The organism is Aquimarina sp. TRL1 (assembly GCF_013365535.1).
GTDB lineage: Bacteria > Bacteroidota > Bacteroidia > Flavobacteriales > Flavobacteriaceae > Aquimarina > Aquimarina hainanensis.
In genome coordinates this window covers 124,032-149,956 of sequence record NZ_CP053590.1, presented here as the reverse complement: position 1 = coordinate 149,956, position 25,925 = coordinate 124,032, and the positions used below count along the sequence as shown (strand labels likewise).

The 25,925-nt window shown below is 35.5% G+C and carries 21 protein-coding genes; 11 read left to right on the top strand and 10 right to left on the bottom strand.

Features of this window, described 5'->3' with window-relative positions:
• Nucleotides 1-97 precede the first annotated feature (97 nt).
• The 3 genes from HN014_RS00640 to HN014_RS00630 all read left to right on the top strand — a co-directional run bounded on the left by HN014_RS00640 (nt 98) and on the right by HN014_RS00630 (nt 2,971).
• Nucleotides 98-1,027 (top strand): hypothetical protein, encoded by a 930-nt coding sequence (locus tag HN014_RS00640; RefSeq protein ID WP_176026985.1) that lies wholly within the window; start codon nt 98-100, stop codon nt 1,025-1,027.
• Nucleotides 1,020-1,985, top strand: a complete 966-nt coding sequence (locus HN014_RS00635; RefSeq protein ID WP_176026984.1) for a toxin-antitoxin system YwqK family antitoxin — start codon at nt 1,020-1,022, stop codon at nt 1,983-1,985. The genes HN014_RS00640 and HN014_RS00635 overlap by 8 nt, the downstream gene beginning before the upstream one ends.
• Before the next feature lie 461 nt (nt 1,986-2,446).
• Nucleotides 2,447-2,971, top strand: coding sequence for a hypothetical protein (locus tag HN014_RS00630; RefSeq protein ID WP_176026983.1), 525 nt, complete (start codon nt 2,447-2,449; stop codon nt 2,969-2,971).
• 365 nt (nt 2,972-3,336) lie between these two features.
• Here the strand turns inward: HN014_RS00630 and HN014_RS00625 are convergent, their stop codons facing one another.
• The 3 genes from HN014_RS00625 to HN014_RS00615 are packed head-to-tail and all read right to left on the bottom strand — an operon-like array spanning nt 3,337 to nt 6,232.
• Nucleotides 3,337-4,404 carry a DUF2911 domain-containing protein gene (locus HN014_RS00625; protein ID WP_176026982.1) on the bottom strand — a complete coding sequence of 356 codons (1,068 nt, stop codon included), beginning with the start codon at nt 4,402-4,404 and terminating at the stop codon, nt 3,337-3,339.
• A complete protein-coding gene (locus tag HN014_RS00620) occupies nt 4,394-5,515 on the bottom strand; it encodes a helix-turn-helix domain-containing protein (protein ID WP_254884066.1) in 1,122 nt (373 codons plus the stop codon). Before HN014_RS00620 ends, HN014_RS00625 begins: the two co-directional genes overlap by 11 nt.
• Nucleotides 5,516-5,542: 27 nt before the next feature.
• Nucleotides 5,543-6,232: a hypothetical protein gene (locus HN014_RS00615; RefSeq protein WP_176026981.1), complete on the bottom strand. Its 690-nt coding sequence runs from the start codon at nt 6,230-6,232 to the stop codon at nt 5,543-5,545.
• 581 nt (nt 6,233-6,813) lie between these two features.
• Between HN014_RS00615 and HN014_RS00610 the strand changes: the two genes are divergently transcribed.
• The 8 genes from HN014_RS00610 (at nt 6,814) to HN014_RS00575 (ending at nt 20,008) form a co-directional block, all read left to right on the top strand.
• A complete protein-coding gene (locus HN014_RS00610) occupies nt 6,814-10,266 on the top strand; it encodes a pyruvate carboxylase (RefSeq protein WP_176026980.1) in 3,453 nt (1,150 codons plus the stop codon).
• A gap of 162 nt (nt 10,267-10,428) precedes the next feature.
• Nucleotides 10,429-11,949, top strand: a complete 1,521-nt coding sequence (locus HN014_RS00605; RefSeq protein ID WP_176026979.1) for a lipase — start codon at nt 10,429-10,431, stop codon at nt 11,947-11,949.
• 90 nt (nt 11,950-12,039) lie between these two features.
• Nucleotides 12,040-13,296, top strand: a complete 1,257-nt coding sequence (locus HN014_RS00600; RefSeq protein ID WP_176026978.1) for a GDSL-type esterase/lipase family protein — start codon at nt 12,040-12,042, stop codon at nt 13,294-13,296.
• Complete coding sequence (locus HN014_RS00595; RefSeq protein ID WP_176026977.1) at nt 13,289-14,950, top strand: MBOAT family protein; 1,662 nt, start codon at nt 13,289-13,291, stop codon at nt 14,948-14,950. The genes HN014_RS00600 and HN014_RS00595 overlap by 8 nt, the downstream gene beginning before the upstream one ends.
• A 213-nt stretch (nt 14,951-15,163) precedes the next feature.
• Nucleotides 15,164-15,841, top strand: coding sequence for a uracil-DNA glycosylase family protein (locus HN014_RS00590; protein WP_176026976.1), 678 nt, complete (start codon nt 15,164-15,166; stop codon nt 15,839-15,841).
• A 289-nt stretch (nt 15,842-16,130) separates the two neighbouring features.
• A complete protein-coding gene (locus tag HN014_RS00585) occupies nt 16,131-16,634 on the top strand; it encodes a T9SS type A sorting domain-containing protein (RefSeq protein ID WP_176026975.1) in 504 nt (167 codons plus the stop codon).
• 230 nt (nt 16,635-16,864) lie between these two features.
• Nucleotides 16,865-17,464 (top strand): hypothetical protein, encoded by a 600-nt coding sequence (locus tag HN014_RS00580; RefSeq protein ID WP_176026974.1) that lies wholly within the window; start codon nt 16,865-16,867, stop codon nt 17,462-17,464.
• 39 nt (nt 17,465-17,503) lie between these two features.
• Nucleotides 17,504-20,008 carry a hypothetical protein gene (locus tag HN014_RS00575; RefSeq protein WP_176026973.1) on the top strand — a complete coding sequence of 835 codons (2,505 nt, stop codon included), beginning with the start codon at nt 17,504-17,506 and terminating at the stop codon, nt 20,006-20,008.
• A gap of 128 nt (nt 20,009-20,136) precedes the next feature.
• On the opposite strand, the gene HN014_RS00570 is transcribed toward HN014_RS00575, so the two are convergent.
• The 7 genes from HN014_RS00570 to trpC all read right to left on the bottom strand — a co-directional run bounded on the left by HN014_RS00570 (nt 20,137) and on the right by trpC (nt 25,920).
• On the bottom strand, nt 20,137-20,511 hold the full coding sequence (locus tag HN014_RS00570; RefSeq protein ID WP_176026972.1) for a VOC family protein: 375 nt from the start codon (nt 20,509-20,511) through the stop codon (nt 20,137-20,139).
• Between the two features lie 74 nt (nt 20,512-20,585).
• Nucleotides 20,586-21,401: a helix-turn-helix domain-containing protein gene (locus HN014_RS00565; protein ID WP_176026971.1), complete on the bottom strand. Its 816-nt coding sequence runs from the start codon at nt 21,399-21,401 to the stop codon at nt 20,586-20,588.
• Between the two features lies 1 nt (nt 21,402).
• The gene (locus tag HN014_RS00560) at nt 21,403-22,116 is read right to left on the bottom strand and encodes a DUF2927 domain-containing protein (RefSeq protein WP_176026970.1); all 714 of its coding nucleotides are present in this window, start codon (nt 22,114-22,116) and stop codon (nt 21,403-21,405) included.
• Nucleotides 22,117-22,460: 344 nt separating this feature from the next.
• Nucleotides 22,461-23,240 (bottom strand): tryptophan synthase subunit alpha, encoded by a 780-nt coding sequence (trpA, locus tag HN014_RS00555; protein ID WP_176026969.1) that lies wholly within the window; start codon nt 23,238-23,240, stop codon nt 22,461-22,463.
• A gap of 40 nt (nt 23,241-23,280) precedes the next feature.
• Complete coding sequence (gene trpB / locus HN014_RS00550; RefSeq protein ID WP_176031002.1) at nt 23,281-24,462, bottom strand: tryptophan synthase subunit beta; 1,182 nt, start codon at nt 24,460-24,462, stop codon at nt 23,281-23,283.
• A gap of 13 nt (nt 24,463-24,475) precedes the next feature.
• A complete protein-coding gene (locus HN014_RS00545; protein WP_254884065.1) occupies nt 24,476-25,138 on the bottom strand; it encodes a phosphoribosylanthranilate isomerase in 663 nt (220 codons plus the stop codon).
• A complete protein-coding gene (gene trpC / locus HN014_RS00540) occupies nt 25,135-25,920 on the bottom strand; it encodes an indole-3-glycerol phosphate synthase TrpC (protein ID WP_176026968.1) in 786 nt (261 codons plus the stop codon). The genes HN014_RS00545 and trpC overlap by 4 nt, the downstream gene beginning before the upstream one ends.
• Between the last annotated feature and the right edge of the window lie 5 nt (nt 25,921-25,925).

The following is a 25,925-nucleotide window of genomic DNA, read 5'->3' as shown; positions in this document are numbered from 1 at the left end:
GCTCCAAAATAATTTACTGACACAATACGTATATGTATTATATTGGGTATATTTATATCGGAAATTGGATATGTGAAAACTCTTAAAAACCATCAATATGGATGATTTTTCTTCTGGCGATCTGATCAGGCGCATGGAAAAAGTGCTTAAAAGAGCCATTAAAAATGTATTAGAAAACATGGATCCTGATCATCAGGATTTCAAACGTGAACTGGTAAAAAGTGTAAACAAAAAAATGAGGGTGTTAACCAGTCAATTATCGTTTCACTATACACCTTTTAGCACGATAGCGATTAATAATTTTTCATATACTCCCGGTAGGTGTAATGAAGAGGGAGTGATGATAGGAGAATTGGTAGCGACCTATACTCAGAAACCGGATCACACTAAATATGGAGGTCCTGGTTACCCGGGAAAAGAAAATGGACAACTCTGTGAACATCCAAAAGGCAGTAAGAAATTCTATAAGTGGAATGCTTTTTTATGTCGTTGGGAAGATGTGTATAAAGATATTCCCCGCACAAGTCAGGAACCAGACTGGTATGATAAACTGACCAACAATGCAGCTTTTGAACCCTGGTGGGGTAATAATACTTCTGGAGGGAATTATCTAAGGAGCGATCGCAAACGAAATGGAGCTGATAATCTATGGGGTGATCCCGGTGTAGGAAGTAGAATGGGGACTTTTAAACAAATATCAGGAAATGTAATGCAATCTATTTACAGGTTTACCTTAAACTTAAAATCAGCCATCGGGCATTATGAAAAACTAAGCAACGCTTTTGGATTTGAAAATGAAATAGAGGAAAAATCAGAAAAAAAGAGAAAAAGTGGTGAAGAAGATACAATTACTCATATTCTGGAAGCAGATAAATTTAAACTGAAAACAGATAAGAAACTTAATGGATTTATTAGTGAAATTAAGGGGTATAAAAATGCACAAAGAGATTCTGCTTACCACGTTAGCCAAGCCAGGCTGCAAGGAGATATTAGGATAGAAATCACGATAAAAAAGAAATATGAATAAGCTTTTTTTTGTAGTAGGGATTATTTTATTGGTCATAACCGGGTGCCAACAACCTAGAAAAATAACAAAATACTATGAGGATGGGCAGCTAAAAGAAACCTATTATATAGATCGTAAGTATAGAAAACAAGGAGCGAATATAGAATATTATCCTAGTGGAAATATTTCTTTTGAGAGTTATTATACAAATGGAAAGTTTTTAGATACTCTATATTTTTATTTTGATAATATTGAAAAGCAAATTGAAGAAACTCAATTTTATTTAATGAATAACTCAATTTTTTATAAAAAATATCACAAAAGTGGGAAATTACATAGAGTAGGGGTATTTGATAAAAATGATCAAAAAACAGGTGTCTGGAAAAATTATGATAAGGATGGGCATCATACATTTACCAAAGAGTATAAAATTATTGACGGGAAGGAATATACGAACCAAATGTGGGTAACACTCCCAGGGGGCGATACGCTTACAGAAAGTGTAAGTATTCACTATCATTTTGATAAAAAAAGAGTACAACTTACGGATTCTATCTATTGTTTTTTTCAGATAGAGAATTCTGCCTTTAGCAAGGAAGAAGCCAAAACGGCAACAGTCAGTGTCACACTTCCTAAAGACTATACACAGGAGAATTTTACTGCCGATTTTTCTAATCGCCCTAAAAGTTCTTTCGGAACAACGGAAAAGAATGATACTACAGTAATCAATATTCCAAGTTTAGATAAGCAACAGATGATTCCTATAAAAGCGGCAGGAACTCCAAAAGAAGCCCTTCATCAAACAGTGGCTTTTTACTGGAGGCCTAAACGAATGGGCAGGGATACGATACGCGGATATGTTAGAGAAATGATTTCTTTTATAGATAAAAATGACCCTGAAAATAAAGAAGAAGATAATATCAGGACAGAGCTAAGTAAAATTATTTACTTCGATACTCCTATTGAAGTTATAAAATAAGACTAAGGTGATGAAGAGAGGTGATGCATCCATCTTGTAAATGAATTATAATATGCTGAAATAATTTACAAATCTGATATTATGGATACCATAGAATTATCACAAAAAGATCTTAGAATGGTAACCTTTCACTTTGGAATATTTAAAAAAATCTTATGAAATCCAAGAATTACAAGGAAAAATAACTGAATCTTATGGGGATCAAAAGGCAGTATAATCCCTTTTGAAATTCAGATAAATGAAATAGGAGATTTTGCTATTGATGGTTAAATAGAAGAAATTGTCTATTTAGATAATTATTAGAAGAATGAGAAGTTAAGAGTACTTACCGATCAAGTTAAGATACGTAAAAAACAAGAGTGGTTGACAAGTAAGCTTTTTCGTTGTATATAGTGATGTAGAAAGGTTTTAAATCCACAATTTCAGATTACACAATAAAGAATCTCACAAAATATTAATTGATGACAAATGAAATAGTATTAGAGAGTAGATTTACTATTCACCAAAAAATTCATATAATTTTATCAATAGGAGCTCCATTTATAATTATAATATTCCTCCTAATAGTTAATATGCCCTTAAACTTTTTAGGATACCTGGTCTTGCTAGGGTTTATGAGCCTTTATACATTATTAGTTTGCTTAGCCTTGACTAAAAGAGGGCTGTTAAAAGTAAATGATAATTTATATCGTGGATTATACTTTAGAAAAAAATTGATTTTAAAAAAGAAAATTGATTTAACTCATAAAACGAAAGTATCAATACTTAAATTCAAACGAAGCCAAAAAATGGCTTGGTTTACGGTTGCTAATCCTGATTTAAGTACTGTTTTTAATAGTTTTGATGTGACCTTGTTAAATGATAAACACACTATAAAAGATCCATTAGTCTCATTAAATAGTAATGATCTAGCAGAAAAATCTATTGAATTCCTAGAACAAAATTTTGATTTAAAATTTGAAATATACAGTCCAGACTTCTCATGAGCAACGTTGAAAAACGTCATATAAAAATATAGGAGGCAATGCTGTTATGTCTCCAACTATAAAATTTGCATTTCAAAGCATGAGATAAACATAAAATAGTTTATTGGCTTAATTACAAACGTGGAATTATAACTTTTTTATGCCCTGCAATTTTTATACTCAACAATATAAATAAGGTGTTTTTTATAGTAGAGGGCATGCTACATAGAAAGTGATTTGTAATTAGACCCTGACTCTAAAGAATTGGAACTGTAGAAGATATTAATATGATCTATGTAAAAGAATAACGAAATACTACATAACTACGGACTAATATGATGGCAGGTAGTTATGTAGTAAAGTAATCAGTTTTTGTACTGAACAATTTATGGATGTTTAACCTCTTGTATAATTTTTTTGTTCAGGCGGATAAAATCTTTATTGTTAGCTTTTTCAGAGAGCATTAATCCTCGTTTAGCAGCTGTCAGGGCTTCTTTATTTTTATCTAGATCTTTTAGTATCATTGCTTCTCTTGTTACCTGAAAAAATAAGGCATCCGTAGAAGCAGTAACCTTTTGTATGTATTCCAGTGCTTTGTGGAGATCTTTTTTAGATTCATGCAGGTAGACAGCAGCATTAAAATATGCTATCGGTGCAGGACCGGTTAGTGTTTTTTTGATGGAGGTCATAATTTGTTCATGATCGTTTACCTGAATAGGGATGGTTAGTAAAGTGTATTCCCATTCTAGTAGTAAGGAGGCTCCCTGAAGTGTTATGTCCTGAAAATGAATTTCAAAAGTCTCTTTATAAGAGGTGTTTTTTTGTACAGGGAGTTCCAGTGTGAGTATAGGAGTTTGTTTTCGATAAGATGTCCAATTGCGTTTTGAATAGGGGTACCAAAGCAATTGCCAGGTAGTGATTCCGGGAATACTGATTAGTGTATAACTTCCTTTCTCTAATAGATGACCGTTAATAAGAATCGTGTTGGATATGGTAAGCTTTGTTGCAGAATTAGCTCCGGTACGCCACATTTCGTTATAAGGGAGTAATCCTTTTTCACCAAAAATCGTTCGTCCTTTGGCACTGGGTCGGGAATACTCTACGGTAATATCCGTAATGCCTACAGTTTGCTTAATCATAGCTGCAGGGCTCAAGGAAGGAGTTTTTAATTGAGAATGTCCCAGAATAGGAATGATAAATATCAAAGCGAATAACGCTATTTTTAAGTATTGCGAGCTCGTAACTATATTTTCTCCATGATCAATTTTTGGAATGGAATTCGAAAATTTCTCCCAGATATGATGATAAGGAATAAAGCCATAAAAATGTACAACGGTTCTTGTAATAGTGTGAGGTTTAGAAGCAGTGCTTCCTTTTTTTACAAGGTTGTTTAATTGTCGATAGTATCTAGAAATAACAATTAAGAATAGTATATATAGAATATTAATTTTCATCGTATGTGTTTTGATTAAAATAAGCAGAGGGAGAGGTTCCCGTTAGCTTTTTAAATGATTTATTAAAGGTGGTTTTGGAATTAAAACCAGCTTCCTGAGCTAATCCAAAAAAAGTAAGTTGTTTGGCTTTTTCTGTTTTTGCCAGATTGATAAACTCTTTTATTCGGTAATAATTAACGTATTCAAAAAAATTCATGCCTATATTCTCATTGAGTAAGCGGGCTAGTTCAGGGTTGTTGATTCCCAGCATCTGAGCGACTTCGGCTTTTAGTAATTTGCTGTTCAGATAGGGCTTTTTTTCCTGCATCAACGTATCTAATTCTTGTTTTAATCGCTCCATATCGGATACGGTCAATTTGGATTGCGCATATTTTTTGGAGGTAATATCTGGTACAAAATGAAAAACCTGTGGCGAAATGATACCGTAGTAATTGATAAAAAGGATGATCAGCGTAAGAATTCCCCAGATATAAGGTCGGGCATTACGCTCAATCATATCATAACCTAGTAAACTGGTAATATAGAGAATCGTCCATATAAGTAAACAAGCACCGACTACATATAAGAACCGAACAATAAAAGCGGTATGTAGCTCATAAGAAACCTCATTTCTGATGCGTTTATAAAAATCTTGTAATACCTTCCAGCTGAGGTACCAGTATATACCATTAACCAGCACTCCTATGGCATGACAGGCAAAAATAGCACGTTTGATTTCTCCTGTAGCTGCACGGGCTCTGGATATTTCATCGCTGGGTAGCATGAAATATACTAAAATAAAGAGCGAATAAGCAAGCCCGGGGATGTAATGAATCAAATCTTGCCTGGAGATTTTTCTTTTATTCAAAACAGATCGGGTAAATAAATAGACAGTAGAACCAAATAATAAAGCCGAGAACTCAGAAAAAGCGATAAGCCTGAAATTTTGATTCCATACTCCCATACTGTGTAATACTTTTCCTGATAATCCAATTAGAAGCACAAAGATGAGAAAGGCCATATACGGATTGACATTCTTTCGCTTTGCAGGCGATAGTATGTAAATAAGAAAAAAGAATAGTCCTTGCGAAAAACCAAAGTACGTAAGTTGATTCAGGATTGTTTGCATCATTTTTAGGAGCATATAGAATTAACAGTATTATTTAATAGCGAATTGGTGTACATGTCGTAAGGAATCATACATAGATAAAGAGTTGTTTTTGGCAAATTCCCTAAAATTAGATTGATGATTCCATGTGATGATATAAAGCATATCAGGGTTGTAATAATATCCTGTAGGGGATTGTCCATTTTTTAATTGTAAAATAACTTTTCCTCCGGCATTTGTCACTTTTTCTTTCCATCTTTTTAGAAAATTAATGAATTTTTTGTTGTCTTTTTTCCAAAAAGCAGTAACACTGGTATATTTTTTTGTGTTAATGCTGAATTGAATATCTTCAGAAATCTGATAATAGGTAAGACTAAAATATTGAAATATATTTCTCCGCTGTTCATGGAAGTCAGGAACACGGGATGTGATAGCAGTTAAAAAACCTTCTCTTTTTTCTTTGGTTGCCCACTTGCCAAAAATAAAACTACTGGGAGTGTGATTTCCTAATGTCAGTTCCTGTATGGCAAAACCCGGTTGCGGTTGAAAGGAGTATTCAAATGCTACGGGAAAAGCGGTTTTTCTATACCGGTCAAATAACGTATCGACAGCTGCATTCTGACGCAGCAGGATAATATCCATAATTTCTCCTTTCTTAAAGGAAAAAGATTTTGTCGACCCCTGAGCAAATAACATAGGGGTAAAGAGTAAGAAACATATATACGGGAATATTTTTTTCATAAAAATCATTTTTTTTAAAGTGAGTGACAAAAGAAAAAAACAGAACATCCTCAGACAAGAAAATAAGCAGAATAGAAGTACGCATACGGTATATGGTCCCTGTTTATAGCGGTTTTGAGATTTCTTTCCCTTAGAAAATATTTGCGAACACACATTGTTTTTGGTAGAATATTACGTGTATTAGTATCGAGGAGGTAGTAGTTTTTAGACAAATATGGTCAATAAGAGAATAGCAAATAGAAAGATATCACACTTCAGGATACGGAATTGTATTACGGTTTTTGAGTATCGATAAAATGATATGGTTTTAGAGAAATGGTAATTTTTGGCAAAAGGTCAAAAGTAAATAAAACAAAGAGTAAGTATATGTTATATAATTAACAAAAAAATATTAGTAATTACAGTGTTTTATTGTTAATAGTTTAATGAATAGGTATATTAGCGAGGATTTTTTATAAAAAATTCAATTTTGAATAATGAATAGCAACATTTTTATAAACAAACATAAAACACGCCATCATAAAAACAATAGGAACCATTTGGTAGGTTTTATGTGATATCTAAAGCAATATTGTAAACACATGAAAATTAAAAAAGTTTTAGTCGCCAATAGGGGTGAAATCGCGATTCGAATTTTTAGGGCTTGTACAGAGATCGGACTGGAAACCGTAGGGATTTATACCTACGAAGACCGATACTCCCTTCATCGTTACAAAGCAGATGAAGCCTATCAGATAGGAAAGGATAATGAACCGTTAAAACCTTATCTGAATATTGAAGAAATCATTAAGGTAGCCAAAAAAAATCATGTAGATGCCATTCATCCGGGATATGGATTCTTGTCGGAGAATGCAAATTTTGCACAACGCTGTCTCGATAACGGAATTATTTTTATAGGACCTGATGTATCAGTGTTACAATCGTTAGGGGATAAAATTACGGCAAAACAGGTCGCTATAGCAAATGATATTCCAATTATAGAAAGTAATAAAGAATCTCTGGATACTATCGATATTGCGATACAAGAGGCAGAACGGATAGGGTACCCTGTAATGCTCAAAGCAGCTTCTGGAGGAGGAGGAAGAGGAATGCGAGTGATTAGAAAAGAAGAAGAATTGCGAAAAGCGTATCCTGAATCCAGAAGAGAAGCATTAAATGCTTTTGGAGATGATACTGTTTTTCTTGAGAAATTTGTAGAAAATCCCAAGCATATAGAAATCCAGATTGTAGCCGATCATCATGGGAATATGGTGCACCTGTTCGAACGAGACTGTTCTGTACAGAGAAGATATCAAAAAGTAATTGAATACGCACCTTCCTATGGATTAGCGACACAGATCAAAGAAGATTTATATAGATATGCTCTTTCTATCTGTAAGGCAGTGAATTATAATAATATTGGAACTGTAGAGTTTCTGGTAGATGAAGATGGAAGTATTTACTTTATAGAGGTAAATCCACGGGTACAGGTAGAACATACCGTTACTGAGATTGTAACGGGAATTGATCTGATTAAGGCCCAGATTTTTATTGCAGGAGGTTATAAATTATCAGATCAGCAGATCAAAATAGAAAATCAGGAGAGCCTGAAAACAACAGGATATGCACTACAGTGTAGAATTACAACAGAAGATCCGGAAAATGATTTCAAGCCGGACTATGGAACCATTACTACCTATAGAAGTGCGTCTGGTTTTGGAATTCGACTTGATGCCGGGAGTGTATATCAAGGAGTGACGATTTCTCCGTTTTTTGATTCAATGTTGGTAAAGGTATCTGCTAATAGTAGAACTTTAGATGGAGCTTGCAGGAAAATGAGAAGAGCGCTTTCTGAATTTAGAATTAGAGGAGTAAAAACCAATATGCCCTTTCTGGACAATATACTGAATCACGATACATTTAGAAAAGGAGCGGTAACCGTCAATTTTATTCAAAATACTAAAGAGTTATTTGCTATAAAAGAGCCTAAAAACCGGGCAACTAAATTGGCAAACTTCTTAGGCGATATAATTGTCAATGGAAACCCAGACGTAAAGAAAGTAGATCCAACCAGGAAATTTGTAATACCTAAAGTACCTGCTTTTGATACTTCATTAGAATATCCTAAAGGAACAAAGGATCTGTTGACAGAGTTAGGTCCTGAACAATTTGCACAGTGGTTAAAAAAAGAACAAAAGATTCAGTATACAGATACTACGATGCGGGATGCGCATCAGAGTTTACTGGCTACCAGAATGCGGACATTTGACATGCTAAAAGTTGCAGAAGGATATGCCAAAAACCATCCCGAAATATTCAGTATGGAAGTCTGGGGAGGAGCAACTTTTGATGTGTGTTTGCGTTTTTTGAGAGAAAACCCATGGGAACGTCTTCGCTCCTTGCGCAAAGCGATTCCTAATATTCTGCTACAAATGTTAATTAGGGGATCCAACGGGGTTGGGTATACTGCCTATCCGGATAACCTGATCGGAGCTTTTGTAGAACAATCCTGGGAAAATGGGGTCGATGTATTCCGGGTTTTTGACTCTCTCAACTGGATGGAGTCTATTGCTCCATGCATAGAACATGTACGTACCAGAACTAAAGGATTGGCAGAAGGTTCGCTGTGTTATACAGGAGATATTCTGGATACCTCCCGAACGAAGTATACATTGTCTTATTATATCCAGCTGGCAAAAGATATAGAAAATGCCGGGGCACATATTCTGGGGATAAAAGATATGGCAGGATTATTAAAACCTTATGCTGCATATGAATTGATCAGTGCTTTGAAATCAGAAATAAAAATTCCGATACACCTGCATACACATGATACTTCTTCTGTACAGTCGGCTACCTATCTCAAAGCAATAGAAGCGGGAGTTGATGTGGTTGATGTAGCATTAGGAGGGTTATCAGGTTTGACCTCACAGCCTAATTTTAATGCGGTTCATGAAATGCTAAAGTTTCACGAAAGAGAAAATCCATTGGATATTAGTAAGCTTAATGAGTATTCAAACTATTGGGAGGCTGTTAGAGAATACTATTACCCATTCGAATCCGGTCTGAAAGCTGGAACCGGGGAAGTCTATCAACATGAAATTCCGGGAGGACAATACTCGAATCTAAAACCGCAGGCAGCAGGTCTGGGATTATCAGATCGTTTTCATGAAATTACCAAAATGTATGGAGAAGTAAATGAACTATTCGGAGATATTGTCAAAGTAACTCCTAGCTCAAAAGTAGTAGGGGATATGGCGCAGTATCTGGTAAGTAATGATTTGACAATAGCAGATGTTAAGGAGCGGGGAGAAACGCTTTCTTTTCCACAGTCAGTAGTTAATTTGTTTAAAGGAGAATTAGGACAACCAGCCGGCGGATTCCCAAAAGACCTGCAGGTAGCTGTATTAAAAGATCAGCAACCATTTACCAATCGACCTAATGCCCATTTGGAGCCAATCGATTTTGAAGCTGAGTATGAGGAATTTGTAAAACTCTTCAAAAAAGGAATGGGGCGTTCGTTGGATATCACTGATTTTATTTCGTATAAATTATATCCGAAAGTTTTTACCGGAGCTTATAATCATCACCTGAAATACGGAAATGTCGTAACGATACCGACAAAAAACTTCTTTTATGGAATGAGCCCGGGAGAAGAAATTATCGTGCAGTTGGATAAAGGGAAAATACTACTGATAGAATTAATATCGGTAGGAGAAGCAAATGAAGAAGGAAAGGTAACTGTCTTTTTTAAAGTCAATGGGCAAACCCGAAATGTAGAAATTCAGGATGCTTCGATTAAAGTTGCTAAGAAAGTACATGAAAAAGCAGACAAATCTGATAGCAAACAAATTGGGGCTCCACTACAGGGATCATTATCTTCGGTGCTGGTCAAAAAAGGACAAGAAGTACAGAAGAATACCCCTCTTTTTATTATCGAAGCGATGAAAATGGAAACGACAATTACAGCAAATGAAACAGGTGTTGTTGATAGTATTGTACTAAAATCAGGAACAATGGTGCAGGCAGATGATTTAGTACTGAAAATGAAGTAGGAAGGGGAGTTGTATCACAAAAAATAAAACCTGTTAGGGAATTACTGACCTGACAGGTTTTTTTATGGAGTATAAGTTTCTGTAAAGGAAAGCCAGGGATTGTGGTGGCAGTTTCTAAAAACTTTCTATTTTTACATAAAACACTAAAAATCCAAATCAACTTTGAATAGTAAACCCATACAGATAGCTCTTTTTATTATTGTAGTACTGGGCATTTTATTCGGTCTTACCTTTTTAAGTGAAAAAGGAGGGATTCAGAAAGGCATAACTGAAGAAGATGGGTTTTCTTTTTCAGGGTTCTCGATTAAGTATCCGACTGAGGAGCAATTTCTGGGACTCGAAGTAGATTCAACCATCACGAAAGAAGAAGTCTTGGAAGTAACCCAAACAGTTACCCCTGTAGCCGATGAGGTTACAGACGAACCAGAAGGCTTGTCTATGGCATTTATGAAGAACGATAGTCTGCAACGTCCCGATTTTTCAAAGATTGATACTACTAAAATTGTACGGATTCAATATCCTCCTGATAGTCTTGATTTGATAGGTACCTTACAGAAAAAAATAGCATCAGGTGCTTGTCGAATTATTCATTATGGAGATTCTCAGATAGAAGGAGATCGGATTTCAGCTTATCTAAGAAACCGCTTGCAAGGAATTTATGGAGGCGGAGGTCCTGGTTTTATACCGATTAAACAGGTATATGATCAGGTGAGTGCCGTAGTAATTCCCAGTGATAACTGGAAACGATATGCCTTGTTTGATCCGACACAATCGAAATTCCCGCATAGGAAATATGGAGCTTATATGTCGGTGTCTCGTTTTACAGAATACCGGGACCCTAAAAAAGATAGTACGATTGTAGATTCATTACCACTAACCAAAGCGACCATTACGATTGGTAAATCTAAGAAAACATATTTTAAGTTCAGACGATTTAACTCCATAGGACTTCACTATGGAAATGCGACAACTCCCATACAAATAAAAGTGTATAATGACGGAGCATTATTGCAGCAAGGAACATTGATAGCAGATGAGAACTATCATATATATACTATTAAAACAGCAGTAGCACCTACAAATCTTACAATAGAGCTGGAAGGAAGAGAAAGTGCTGATTTTTATGGAGTCACCCTGGATGCACCTTCGGGGATACAGATTGATAATGTAGCCATGAGAGGAGCTTCAGGAACGGTATTTACTACGTCTAATGCAGCTTCATATGCGCGAATGGCTCGTGTATTAAAACCTAAAATAGTGATTATGCAGTATGGAGGGAATACCATGCCATATCTAAAAGATTCTACCAAAGTCGATAATTATGCCAAAAGGATTTTAGGGCAGATCAACTGGATTCGAAGACGAACAAAAAATGTGAGTTTTATCTTTATTGGTCCGACAGATATGTGCCTTCCTGTTAATGGAAAAATGGAGACCTATCCGCTGTTACCATACCTAAACCAAAAGTTAATGGAAACCTGTACACAGAACAATGTTGCATATTGGAGTATGTACGATGCTATGGGAGGAAAAGGATCTATGAAATTTTGGGTAGAAGAAAAACTAACAGGAAGTGATTATATGCACTTTACACATAAAGGAACAAAAATTATATCTGAGCTGTTTTTTACAGCCTTATACCTGGATTTAATGGAAAAAAAGGAGAATGTTCCGGAGCTATAATGAAATGATTTTTAGTAATTGGTATACCCCTTGCAATAGTACAAACCAACAATTAACATTAGATACGTGAATTTTAGAAACCTGCTTATTATGATTTTGATGTATAGTATCCCTGCCTTATCTCAGGAGTATATGCTGGATACGATACAAGATGATTATCCCTTTATAAACTGGGAGGCGAATAGCCTGAAGTTTGCAGAGGAATCCCCTGCTTTTCAGAAACTATACCAAAAACTACAAACGATTGCGGAAGGAAAGAAAGAAGATGTACATATTTTTCATATCGGAGGTTCCCACATTCAGGCAGATATTTACTCTAACAGAGTACGCTCATATTTACAGCGGATGAATCCAACAGCCAAGGGACAACGAGGATTTTTATTCCCGTACCGAATGGCTAGAACTAATAACCCTTCGAATTATAAAGTAACCTTTGATGGAGCATGGAAAGGGTATCGATGTTCTATTCGTAAAGATAGTATCGCCTGGGGATTATCAGGAGTTACTGCAGTTTTTAAAGATTCGGTTTCGAATATAAAAGTAAAAGCTAATCATAATAATTACCACAATGATATGTATGATTTTAACGCCATGCGGGTATTTTATGATGCCTGGGATGGAGATGATTATGATATCAGTTTTAAAAATGATTCACTGGTAGTAGGAGTAGAAGAGAATAAAGAAGCTCATTTTATACAATTTCAATTTAATAAAACACTAGAGGAAGTTGAGTTTTGTATACAACGTAAAGATAGTACAGCTACCTCGGAATTTTTAATGATGGGTATCGAATTAATGAATGATAATAACGGGATTGAGTATACGTCTATAGGAGTTAATGGAGGGAGTTTTGCATACTATGACAGATGCAGGTATTTTCAGGAGCAGTTATCTCTGTATTCTCCCGATCTGTTTATTATATCGATTGGTACGAATGATACCTATACAACAGATTTTAAGCCAGAAGAGTTTAGAACTTATTACAAGAATATGATTGAAAATATTCAGAAAGTGAATCCTGATTGTGCGGTTTTACTAACGGTACCAAATGATTCCTATTATAAGAAACAGTATGCAAACCCTAATACGAAGGTAGCCAGAGACGTGATTTATGAATTGGCGAAAGAATACAAAATGGCTGTTTGGGATTTTTATGAGATTATGGGAGGGTTTAATGCTTCTATGAAGTGGTACCGTCATAAACTCATGCCCAGAGATCGGGTACATTTTACAGTAAAAGGGTATCGTATCAAAGCGGATTTAATGGTGCAGGCACTAGCTGATTCCTGGGAAAAAAGCTTAGGATTGACACCAAATAGTATTCTGAATCAGATTATTAATGAATAGATTAAAAAATATATTTTCTTTTTCAGAGGACTTCCCTCTGATCTTTACACAGGCAGATTTCTGGATCTTTTTTGCTGTTATCTATTTTGTATATGCGTTACTTTATAAAAACAAGCATGTCCGAAGCGCCTACCTCTTTGCCATTAGCTTACTGTTTTACTACAAAACGAGCGGTTTTTTTATAGGAATCCTTCTGTTTAGTACCATTAATGACTTTTTTCTGGGGAAAGCCATTTATAAGAGCACTTCTGATATAAAAAAGAAGTTGCTGGTAACGATAAGTGTGGTGATCAACCTGGGGACTCTATGTTACTTTAAATATGCGTATTTCTTTACGGATTCATACAATGCAATATTCGATACGGATTATAAGGTGTTTAATTACCTGGCACACTGGTCGAATAGCTGGGCACAAATGGATTATTTTACAGTCGATTCTATTATTCTGCCCGTAGGGATTTCGTTTTATACATTTCAGACCATTAGTTATAGTGTCGATATTTATAGAAAGCAATTAAAACCTCTGGATTCTATTATAGATTTTGGCTTTTTTGTCAGCTTTTTTCCGCAATTGGTGGCAGGTCCTATCGTTAGGGCTTCTGACTTTGTTCCTCAGATCAGGAAAAAAATTGAGATTAGCAGAGAACAGTTTGGATCTGCATCTTTTATGATTCTCAAAGGGTTGATAAAGAAAATGCTTTTTGCAGATTATATAGCCATGAATTTTATGGATCGTGTTTTTGATATTCCCGAGATGTTTTCAGGTTTCACCAATATTATGGCATTGTTTGGGTATTCACTACAGATCTACGGGGATTTTTCCGGATATACAGATATTGCGATAGGATTAGCACTACTCTTGGGGTATCAATTACCTAAAAATTTTAATTCACCCTATAAAGCAATTCATTGTGGGGATTTCTGGAAACGGTGGCATATTTCTTTATCAAGTTGGTTAAAAGACTATCTGTATATTCCCATAGGAGGAAATCGTAACGGGAGTTTGTTTTCCTATATTTTTGTGATGGCATTTACATTTTTAGGGGTCTATGCAGCGTTTAGAAATTATGCAATAGCACTACTGAGTATTTCATTGATAGGAGGATTGTTAATCATTACGTTGTTTTCATCAAAACTAGCCAAACATTTTAATACGAATGTCAATATTTTGATCACTATGTTGATCGGGGGATTATGGCATGGAGCTTCCTGGAAGTTTGTTGTTTGGGGAGGTCTTAATGGAATTGGGATCGTATTTTATAAATACTGGAGAAAAATAAGTCCATATGAATCCTCTACAGCCTGGTATACGATGATATGGAAAATCGGAATTACATTTTTGTTTATTACGTTTACACGTATCTATTTTAGAGGAAATAGCATGGAACATATTGCGCAGTTCTACCATCAGGTAATGACGAATATGGATTGGGGGAATGCATTGGCTGTTTTATGGGAATATAGAATGGTATTTTTTATTATGTTATTGGGCTATATCACTCATTGGCTACCATATGCTGCAAAAGATAAAATAGAAAACCTATTTATAAATAGTCATATTGTTGTAAAAGGAGGTATTGCCGTTATTGTCGGAATTATTTGTTATCAGACATATGCGGCGGATTTTCAGCCCTTCATTTATTTTCAATTCTAAAAAAAAGTAACCTGTATCCAGCTCTCTAGCATAAAGAGATCGATAAAGGTTACTTTGGCATAATTCTCAATCCGAAGTTAGTATAGGGATGCGTATAAATGCTCCCCTTTTTTACTTTACTTGGTAAACGTAGAGAATATGTTTTTATTTTGTGTAATTTGTTGTCAATATGAATGTTACGGTTTATGCGTAATTTAATTATAGTGTTAATATATGTTTATACATACACATCCATATGAACCTTTTATTCCAGAAGGAACTACTAAGTTGATCGTAGGGACATTACCGCCTCCACGGTTCACCACTGGTGATTTGAATGATAAAGATGTGGATTTTTGTTATGGGAGTAGTAATGGGCTGTTGTGGCCGGTACTGGATCGAATTTTTCAGTTGGGATTGCGATATGAAACAACAGAAGCGGCAGCTATGCAGCGCAAGCAATTTTTACTTTCCAAAAATATTGGGGTATGTGATATCGTACAAAGTTGTAAACGGGATAAAGTTGATGCATCTGATCTAGGAATGCAGGAAGTAATCCTACGTGATCTAATTGGATATCTGAAAAAACACAAGACGATTGATACCTTGATTTTTACAGGAGGAAATAGTAAAAACGGACCGGAATATTTTTTTAGGAAACATTTAAAAACATATGGAATTCCTTTAACAGTGGTTTCTGATATTGTGCCGAGAATTCACCGTTTTCAATTAGGAAGAGCCTCAAAAAAACAGGGAAACAATAGATATATTAAAACGGTATCCCTAACAGCGCCTTCAGGTGCAGCAAATCGATCTATTGGAAGTCTGCCTCTGTATAAGATGCTTAAAAAAGAAAATCCGAATTTTAATACACTTGATTTTAGAGTAATGCAATACAGGGAGTTTTTTTAAGATATTGTCAAATAGTTTTACCATAAAAAAGTATAGTTACAAAGATTTTTCCCCTGTTGTTTTAGCTCTAAAAAAAGAAATGAATCTAAGGGTTTTGTTATTAGTTGTTTATGTTTTTTTAGCACCATGATAAAACTGCTGCAAAACCAATATTTGGAAAAACCCCTAAACAGCACATTTTTTTCACTTATTTTTATATAGAACTTTTCAATTAGAGATGTTACTTTTTACGAAGTCTTCCTTTATAATTTTGCCCCTTCAAAAAAAGTAACATTTAAAATAATCTCATTTGGAAAAAAAATTACTTCTACTATTAATTGTATGTATAGGTATTCGATCGATTGCCCAGGAAGCAAAAAGATATACGGTAAGCGCTAATGGGGGTGCATTCCCCATAACCATCGCTAATAAGAAATACATACTTCATCAAAGTATAGGACAATCAGGAAACCTGGGAACAGCATCATCAGCAGACTTAATATTCCGACAAGGATATATTCAGCCAGAAAATATGTATATGAATCTGGTATCTTTTCCAGATCCGAAGTTTCCCAAAGCAAACGTATATCCAAATACGTTTGATAATAAACTATTTATAGATATAAAAGACAAAGAGAGAATCCCTGTGTTGATTATAATATCTGAGATTTCAGGAAAACGGGTGTATAAAAAACAAAAGACTTCCGGGGGGATAATTACCCTTGATACTTCATTTTTATCTGGAGGGAATTATGTATTGCAACTCTTTTATAAAAATGTCGCCTCCAGTCATATTGTAATTAAGAAAAAATAATTTTCAACTTTTATTCGATAATCGAGCTATAAATGCTCCGGGACTTATCTCGGAATCTAAATCATTTTCAGCTTAATACCTCGTAGATGTACTCCGAGGACAACTTACTTTAACCCCTCTATTTTATGAAAAAAAAATACTATTATCTTTTCTTTTTTTGTCTATTTATTTCTTCGAAAATTAGTAGCCAAAATAGATTTAATTCGACATTTCTAGGTCAAAATTTTTATATGGAAACCGGTTCCTCCGTAGCAACTTTTGAGTTTAAAAATTCTATGGGAACATCATTGGACAATTTATTGCCAAAAACGAACACCTATATAGCTATTGGATATAAACATTCTTTTATGACAAACGCTATAAGAAGTTATAAGAAGTCTAGCTTTTTTGATAAAGGAGTTAATATTGTATTTGGGGTTAGTTATACCCCTTATGGAGCATCAGGAAGTGATACAAACAACAGTTTTGAATGGGATGTTAACTACCTGGGAGCAAATCTGGGAGTGGAATACGGTGTTTTTTCAGTTAATGATTTTACTTTTTATATAAAAGCGGCTACTTCGTTTGAATACCTCCTTAATGGAACACAGCGAATCAATAATCAAGTGTTTAATGTATTTAGAGAGGAAGAGTTTAAAAGTTTAGCTGTATTCATACGAACAGGTGTAGGGATAAACTATCCTATTTCCAATAAATCTAACCTGTTTGCTCAATATACCTATGGAAAAAGCTTCGCTCTGAAAGATAGAGGGAGCAGTAGTGATGAGCAACTACACATAAAGAATCATATGATCGGTATAGGAATTACCATCAATATTCTGAAATACTAATTAATTAGGCTTTTTCCTTTTAACTATTTATATGCTATTATGAAAAAAAATATTCTTTTTATACTTTTTTATTTTCTTATTTGTCAGGTGTTTTCCCAAACAGATGGATTTACATATCAGGCAGTGATTCTAAATTCAACTCCGCAGGAATTGCCGGGAAAAGATAATGTTAGTTCCAGTAATGTATTATCTAATAAAAGTATTACGGTTCGTTTTTCTATTATTTCTGAACAGGTAGAAACCCTTTATCAGGAAACACAGCAAACGATGACAGACCCTTACGGAATGATTCACCTGACGGTAGGGCAGGGAATACCAACCATTGGGACGTTTGAAGCAATTCATTGGGATGGCAGTGATAAAAATCTCAAAGTAGAAATTAATGTGGATGGGAGTTTTAAAGAATTAAGTAATCAACCTTTATTCTTTATTCCTTATGAGTTTCATAGAGATATTACAGCTACAGGTAATCTTTCGGTTGATGGAACTTTTTTATTGGGAAGTGATCTGACTGTTGATGGTTCTACACAATTGAATAATACGCTTACAGTAGAAGAAGCTGTTACTTTACGTAATTCTTTATCGGTAACGAATCAGAGTCCTGTAGATTTATCAGGGGACTTGACTGTTGATGGTCATACACAATTGAATAATACACTTACAGTAGGTGATGCTACTACTTTGCATAATTCTTTATCGGTAACGAATCAGAGCCCTGTGGACTTATCAGGGGACTTGACTGTTGATGGTCATACACAATTGAATAATACGCTTACAGTAGGTGATGCTACTACTTTGCATAATTCTTTATCGGTAACGAATCAGAGTCCTGTGGACTTGTCAGGAGACCTGACTGTTGATGGTCATACGCAATTGAATAATACGCTTACAGTAGGTGATGCTACTACTTTGCATAATTCTTTATCGGTAACGAATCAAAGTCCAGTAGACTTATCAGGAGACCTGACTGTTGATGGTCATACGCAATTGAATAATACGCTTACAGTAGGTGATGCTACTACTTTGCATAATTCTTTATCGGTAACGAATCAGAGTCCTGTAGACTTGTCAGGAGACCTGACTGTTGACGGTCATACGCAATTGAATAATACACTTACAGTAGAAGAGGCTACTACTTTGCATAATTCTTTATCGGTAACGAATCAGAGTCCTGTAGACTTGTCAGGAGACCTGACTGTTGACGGTCATACGCAATTGAATAATACACTTACAGTAGAAGAGGCTACTACTTTGCATAATTCTTTATCGGTAACGAATCAAAGTCCTGTAGACTTATCAGGCAGCCTACTCGTCGAAGGACAAACGACAATTAATGATATCCTAAATGCAAATGGACAGGTCACCATTAATGCATCAGGATTAACAGGAGGAGAAGAAAATTATAATGCATATCCACTACGGGTCGAAGGAGGAGACCAGGGAATCGTCATAAAGGTCACTAATACAACTCCTGATAATAGTAATGATTTTATTACTTTTCTTGATAGTAATGATGAAGCAAGAGGAAGGATAGAAGGGCAGACGCAAGGAGAATTATCAAATGATCCAGAATATGCATATGAGATTGCTGCTTTTATTGCAGAAGCAGCCATAGCAGGAGCAGCTGTTGGGCTTGCAGCTATTCCAGACCCAATTCCAGATGCAAGTGAAATAGCGATTGCTTCAGCGGATCTAGCTGGGATTTTAGCCAATAGAGTAGCTTATGAGAGTTTTACAAGAACAAGTATTGGAGTAACCTATGAATCTGGAGCTGCTGATTATGCCGAATGGCTGGAGCGTATGGAAAATTCAGAGAAGATGAACCCGGGGGATATTGTAGGAGTGATTGGAGGAAAAATAACTAAAAACACTGAAACAACCAATCATTACTTAGTGATTTCTACCAATCCGGCGATGTTGGGAAATATGCCGGAAACGAATAGAGAAGCTGCTTATGAAAAAGTAGCATTTTTAGGGCAGATTCCTGTAAAAGTACGCGGAAAGGTTCAAATAGGGGATTTTATTATTCCTTCTGGATTCAATGACGGGACCGGAAAAGCGGTTTCTCCGGATGCAATGCAGGCAGAAACCTATGATCAGGTAGTAGGAATTGCATGGAGTAGTTCAAAAAACAATACCCTTTCTTATATTAATATGGCAATAGGGTTAAATAATAAGGATATCATTCCTTTAGTAATCAAACAACAGCAACGGATACAACAGCTAGAAACTTCATTAGCTTCATTAGACCAGAGGATTTCTCTTCTCGAAGAACACCTTAGTATACCAAAAACTGAAGAAATTCCTGTGGTAGATATAGAAGCGGTAACTACAGAACCAACTATCAGAACAGCAGAGATTCCAGATTTTGATAGGGCGTTCTTTGAAAAACAATTAATGAAATCCGAAAAGATTATGAAATCCAGAGGGATTGATATTGAGAAAGTTCCTTTTCTTAAAAAGATTTATGGAGATGAGAAGGCAAGGAAAACCTTTATTGAACAAATAGAAAAGGAATATGAAGTGATGATGGAGATGGAGTAGAAGCATAAAAAAGTAACCTTCATTTTTGAAGGTTACTTTTTATCTCATAGATAGAGAGATACCCCCAGAGCTTCTGATTCGACAATGGATTGATTATGTATAGAATGGTTGGGGGTCGTGATTTCTGATTACATTTTTGAATGCAAGCCAATTGTATTTCCTTCTGTATCTTGTATTAAAGAGATGAAACCAAATTCTCCGATAGATGTTTTGGATTGGATGATTTTTCCTCCGGCATTTTCAACTCTGGTTTCTTCTGTAATGCAATCTTCAGAAGAAAAATAGACAACAGTATTATTGTTATTTGCTACATGTGCTTCTTTTTCGACCAAAGCTCCTGTAGCGTTTACTCCGTTATTATCAAAAGGAAAAGTGGCTTGTTTCCCCCATTCCAAAGGCAAATCAACCAAGGAAATAGTAAAAACAGTTTCATAAAATTTTTTGGCACGTTCTAAGTCTGCTACGTGAATATCAAACCAACAAACAGGATTAATACTTTTCATCTCTTTTTTTATTTTAAGTTTGATGGCAAAATTGCAAAGCAATTAGTTCTTAAAATTGTAAAAATGGGACAAGGCTATTTTTGCGAATCAAAAATTAATGACATTTTTAAACTATTACCATAAAACTCTTTGGGGGTTACTCCTGTAAATTCTTTAAAATCTTTTATAAAGTGAGCTTGATCAAAGTAGCTGTTTTCAAGAGCTACTTGGGTTAGTTTTGTTTCTTTTTTGTGTAAAAGTGTTTTTAAGGTTGCTTGTAACCGAACAATTTTAGAGAGTTGCTTTGGGCTTAAACCAACTGATGAAGAAAATTTTCGAGATAGGATTCTTCGGTTTAGATTGCGTTGTTTGGAAAGTTCATGTATAGAAATGTGACCATTAGTTGTTGCGATCGTTTCGATAGCGGCTTTCACAATTCGATCGGCGACTTCTTCCGTGTTTAATTGGGTACGTAAAAAAGATTCAATATGATGTATTCTTTCAGAGTTGCTACTTGCAGTTAATATATCGTTTTCAATTTCCATTCCCTTTTCTCCAAACAATTTGTGTAATGGAACAGCTGTGTTTTCCATTTGATGTATCGGAATACTGGTAAATGGGAGAAAACCATTAGGGTGAAAACGGACGATAAACGTTCCTGTGATTCCTGTAGGTTCTACGATATAGGGTTGTGTAAGTTGCCCTATAAGAAAACATCTGGGGAGTAAAAAACTGTTCCCGGTTTTTGGGTGGTGTTTATACAGATCCCCAAAGTGAAAAATCAATTTCATGGTTCCATCAGGGATAATCGTATTTTTTGTTGGAGTAAGGTCTTGCGAACTTTCTAAGATCCAGTAAGACATTACAAAATCGACTAAATCGCTGCTGGGACTATGTATTGTTGGCTTCATTTTATTCCGGGGATAGGATCTTTCTTAATCTAGTATCCACCTGACTTATATTTAATCCAATATTCATATCAGGATGATACAATAATCGAATCACATCTTTATCAATAGGAGCATATTCGGTAGTAGTTGTCCATGCAGACTGAAAAATACTTTCCATATATTTTGGAGAATCTCTAGCCAGCCCCAGAGATTGAGTTAATTCTTCACGTAATAAGTGTTTTTGAGCAGTAGTATCTGCTCGTTCGATATCGACATACATGTGCCCAGAAGTAAGTTGATTTTGATTATTCCAAAATACGGAAAATAAGCCCCAGTTAGAAGTAACTAAATTAGATTGACTCGGAAATAAGCTCGCGTATGTGTCTCCGGAACCAAAAAAGATATAATAATTAGATTGTAACGAATCATTCACAATGTTCATGCTGAAACCATCGGTGGCTAATTCATTTATTTCTCCTTTTACAGTTTCTAGTTCATTTAATATTTCAGAAGTAGGGTTCCCTCCAATATAGATGTTTAATTCATTTTCCCATTTTCGTGTTATCTTACTCGCATTCCCAAATTCAAACCCTAGTGCAATACTTTTAAAATAATCGATAAGACTTACTTCATATTCACTTAATGTTGATTTTGGAATGGTGATGTCTTCATCATCATTAGAACATGAAGATACCAGTACTAGTGTTATAAGCAACAATAAAAATCGATTTGCCATATTTTCTTGAATTTACAGTTCATATTTAGTAATCTCGAAATAAGATATTTTTATGGTGTATGCTTTGTCTCTATAGTTTAAAAAAAGACGATAGGGAATGCATTTTTACAAATTTAATATTTTCCTGAACAGGATATACAGATCGAAGTATATCTAAAGAAAATTATAAGGTGTAAAAGGCTATGATGAAAGGTTATATATAACCCCCCTCCGGATGATTTACTAATTTTAGCGATATCATCCGAAGAGAGAAATAATTTTGAACCAAGTTTACTTTCTGTTGGTTAGTGTACAGTTTCAAGAGCGTACAATCGTTAATGTTATCAGACAGGAGCTATTTTATATTAATTTTCTACCTGTTGAGGTATAATACCTGCCACAAATTGATCAATAGCTTGTATCCCATGTTTATTGAGATGTTTAATAAAAGCAGAACCGATAATAGCACCTTTAGTCATAGCGGTAGCCTGTGTGAATGTTTCTTGGTTACTGATTCCAAAACCGACAATTTGAGGATTTTTTAATTGCAGATTTTTTACACGTGTAAAATAGGTTTTTTGTTCAGTTCCAAAGGAGTTTTTAGCTCCGGTGGTACTGGCTGAACTAACCATATAGATAAAACCATTAGAAACACTATCGATAAATCGAATGCGTTCATCAGAGGTTTGAGGTGTTATTAAAAATACATTGACCAGTCCATATTTCTCAAAAATCTCTTGATAATGTTCGTGATATTCTGCTACGGGAAGATCCGGGATAATTAATCCATCGATTCCAATATCAGCACATTTAGCACAGAAAGCCTCTACTCCATATTGGAGCATAGGGTTAAAATATCCCATGATGATTAATGGGATTTTTACGGATTGGCGAATGTCCTGTAATTGATTAAACAAAAGCTCTGTAGTCATTCCGTTTTTTAAAGCCTGGGTAGAACTCTCCTGGATAGTTGGTCCATCGGCAAGCGGATCGCTAAAAGGCAATCCGATTTCTATCATATCAACTCCGTTTTTTTCTAGTTCCCGGATGATGGTAGTGGTATCATTAATTGCAGGAAAGCCTGCTGTAAAATAAACAGATAATATCTTTTTGTCTTCGCTTAGTTTTTGTTGAATACGGTTCATGTTATTAGCGTATTTTTGAATCTTTGGTAAAAGATGATGATTATAATTGAAAGTAATCGATATAGGTATTTAGATCTTTATCTCCTCGTCCTGATAAGTTGACAACAACGATATCTTCCGGAGTGAATGTTCGTTTTTCAAAAATTGCCAGCGCATGCGAAGATTCTATTGCAGGGATAATTCCTTCTAGTTTACAGAGTTCCAGACCTGCCTTCATTGCATCCTCATCGGTAATAGAAATAAACTCTCCTCTCCCTGTACGGAACAAGTTCGCGTGCATAGGACCAACCCCTGGATAATCCAGTCCGGCTGAGATGGAATAGGGTTCTGTGATTTGTCCATCAGGAGTTTGCATTAACAAGGTTTTACTACCGTGGATAATTCCTTCTTTTCCCAATGCAGAAGTTGCAGCACTTTCTCCTGTATCAATTCCTTTTCCGGCAGCTTCTACAGCTATAATCCCTACATCAGGTTGATCGAGGTAATGATAAAAAGCCCCAGCTGCATTACTTCCTCCTCCAACACAAGCAACAACATAATCAGGATTTTCTCTTCCTTCTTTTTCTTGTAATTGAGATTTGATTTCTTCTGATATTACGGACTGGAATCGGGCTACCATATCCGGATAAGGATGTGGTCCTACCACAGAACCTATAATATAATGCGTATCTACCGGGTTATTGATCCAATCCCTGATAGCTTCATTGGTTGCATCTTTTAAGGTTCGGCTTCCTGACATGGCAGGAATAACAGTTGCCCCCAACATTTTCATACGGGCTACATTAGGAGCCTGGCGCTGGATATCAATGGCTCCCATATAAACAACGCACTCAATTCCCATCAAGGCGCACACGGTAGCTGTGGCAACACCATGCTGTCCAGCTCCAGTTTCTGCGATAATTCTATTTTTCCCCAGTTTTTTAGCCATAAGGATTTGCCCAATGGTGTTATTGACCTTATGGGCTCCGGTATGATTCAGATCTTCTCTTTTTAGGTAGATATTGGTCGAGTATTTTTCCGAAAGACGTTTTGCATAGTAGAGAGGAGTGGGGCGCCCTACATAATCTCTCAATAATTGATCGAATTCTTCCCGGAAAGAAGGTTCGTTCATAATTTGTATATATTGTTGGCGTAGTTCTTCTACGTTAGGATATAACATTTCGGGGATATAAGCTCCTCCAAAATCTCCGTAATATCCTTTTTCGTCTGCTTGATAACTGATCATGTTTTTAGTTTTAACGGTTTTTAGATGTGGTGTTAGAAGGGGATGTGATTTTTTTGATTTCGGTTATAAATTCAGCAACTAGTGCGTGGTCTTTGATTCCCGGTTGTATTTCGAACTTACTGTTGACATCCAATGCGTGTAACAAAGCTGCCTGTGGCTCTCTTAAAAAATCTTTGATAGCAGAGATTTCCATAATTCCAATACCTCCACTTAATATAAATGGAATGGAAGCAGTATATCCTTTTAAAACATTCCAGTCAAAGGTGTACCCGTTACCTCCTTTTTCTTTGCCCTTGGTGTCAAATAGAAAATAGTCCACACTCTTTTCATAAGGAGTCAGCACACTAAAATCAAATTGATCCTTGATAGAAAACACCTTGAATATTTCGATTGTAGGGTGATGTTCTTTGAGTTGATGACAGAGTACCGGACTTTCTGTTCCGTGAAGCTGAACTGCTTGAAAATCAAATTGCTTGATTTTATCGAGAATAAAAGCAATTGGAGCATCTACAAAGACTCCTGTTTTTTTTATAGATTTTGGTATTTCGGGAATGGAGCCTGTAAAATTTCTCGGAGATTTTTCATAAAAGATAAATCCGAGATAAGCAGGGGCTAATTGAGCCACTTCTTTTATGTTTTCAGGGGTTGTCATCCCGCAGACCTTAATATTCATTGTTGTAACTCATTTATGAAATTCACAGCACTATCTCCCGGAACTTCTGTTTTCATAAAGTTTTCTCCAATTAAAAATCCTTTATATCCATAGGGTTGCAATTCTTTTATAGCCTCAATGGTACTGATACCACTTTCTGATACTTTTACGAAGTCATCAGGGATCGCAGTACTCAATTCTTTACTTACCTGAATACTGACATCGAAGGTTTTTAAGTTTCTGTTATTGACTCCCAGCATATCTATAGAAGGCATGATGGATTTTTCTAATTCTTCGCTATTGTGAACCTCCAATAAGACATCGAGATCCAGACTTTTGGCTAGTTGAGATAAAGAGGTAATCTCTTCCCGGGTTAATACAGCTGCAATTAATAAGATAACATCAGCTCCATAGGCTTTAGCTTCGATTACCTGATAGGGATCAATGATAAACTCTTTGCGTAACAAAGGAATATCAGTAGTTGCTCTGGCAAGTAATAAGTCATCTAATGATCCTCCAAAGTATTTTCCATCGGTAAGAACAGACATTCCGCAAGCTCCTGCGATGGTATATCCATTAGCTACGTCCTGAACACTTACTTTTTGATTAATAACAGCCTTAGATGGAGACCTTCTTTTATGTTCTGCTATAATCCCGGTAGGGCTGTTTTTTAAAGCAATAGCCAGCGAGTTGCCAGGACGATCAAACAGTACGGATTGTTCTAACTGTGATACGGGAATGATTTCTTTTTTTAAACGCACTTCGATACGCTTATCAGCAATTATTTTGTCTAATATATTCATAGATG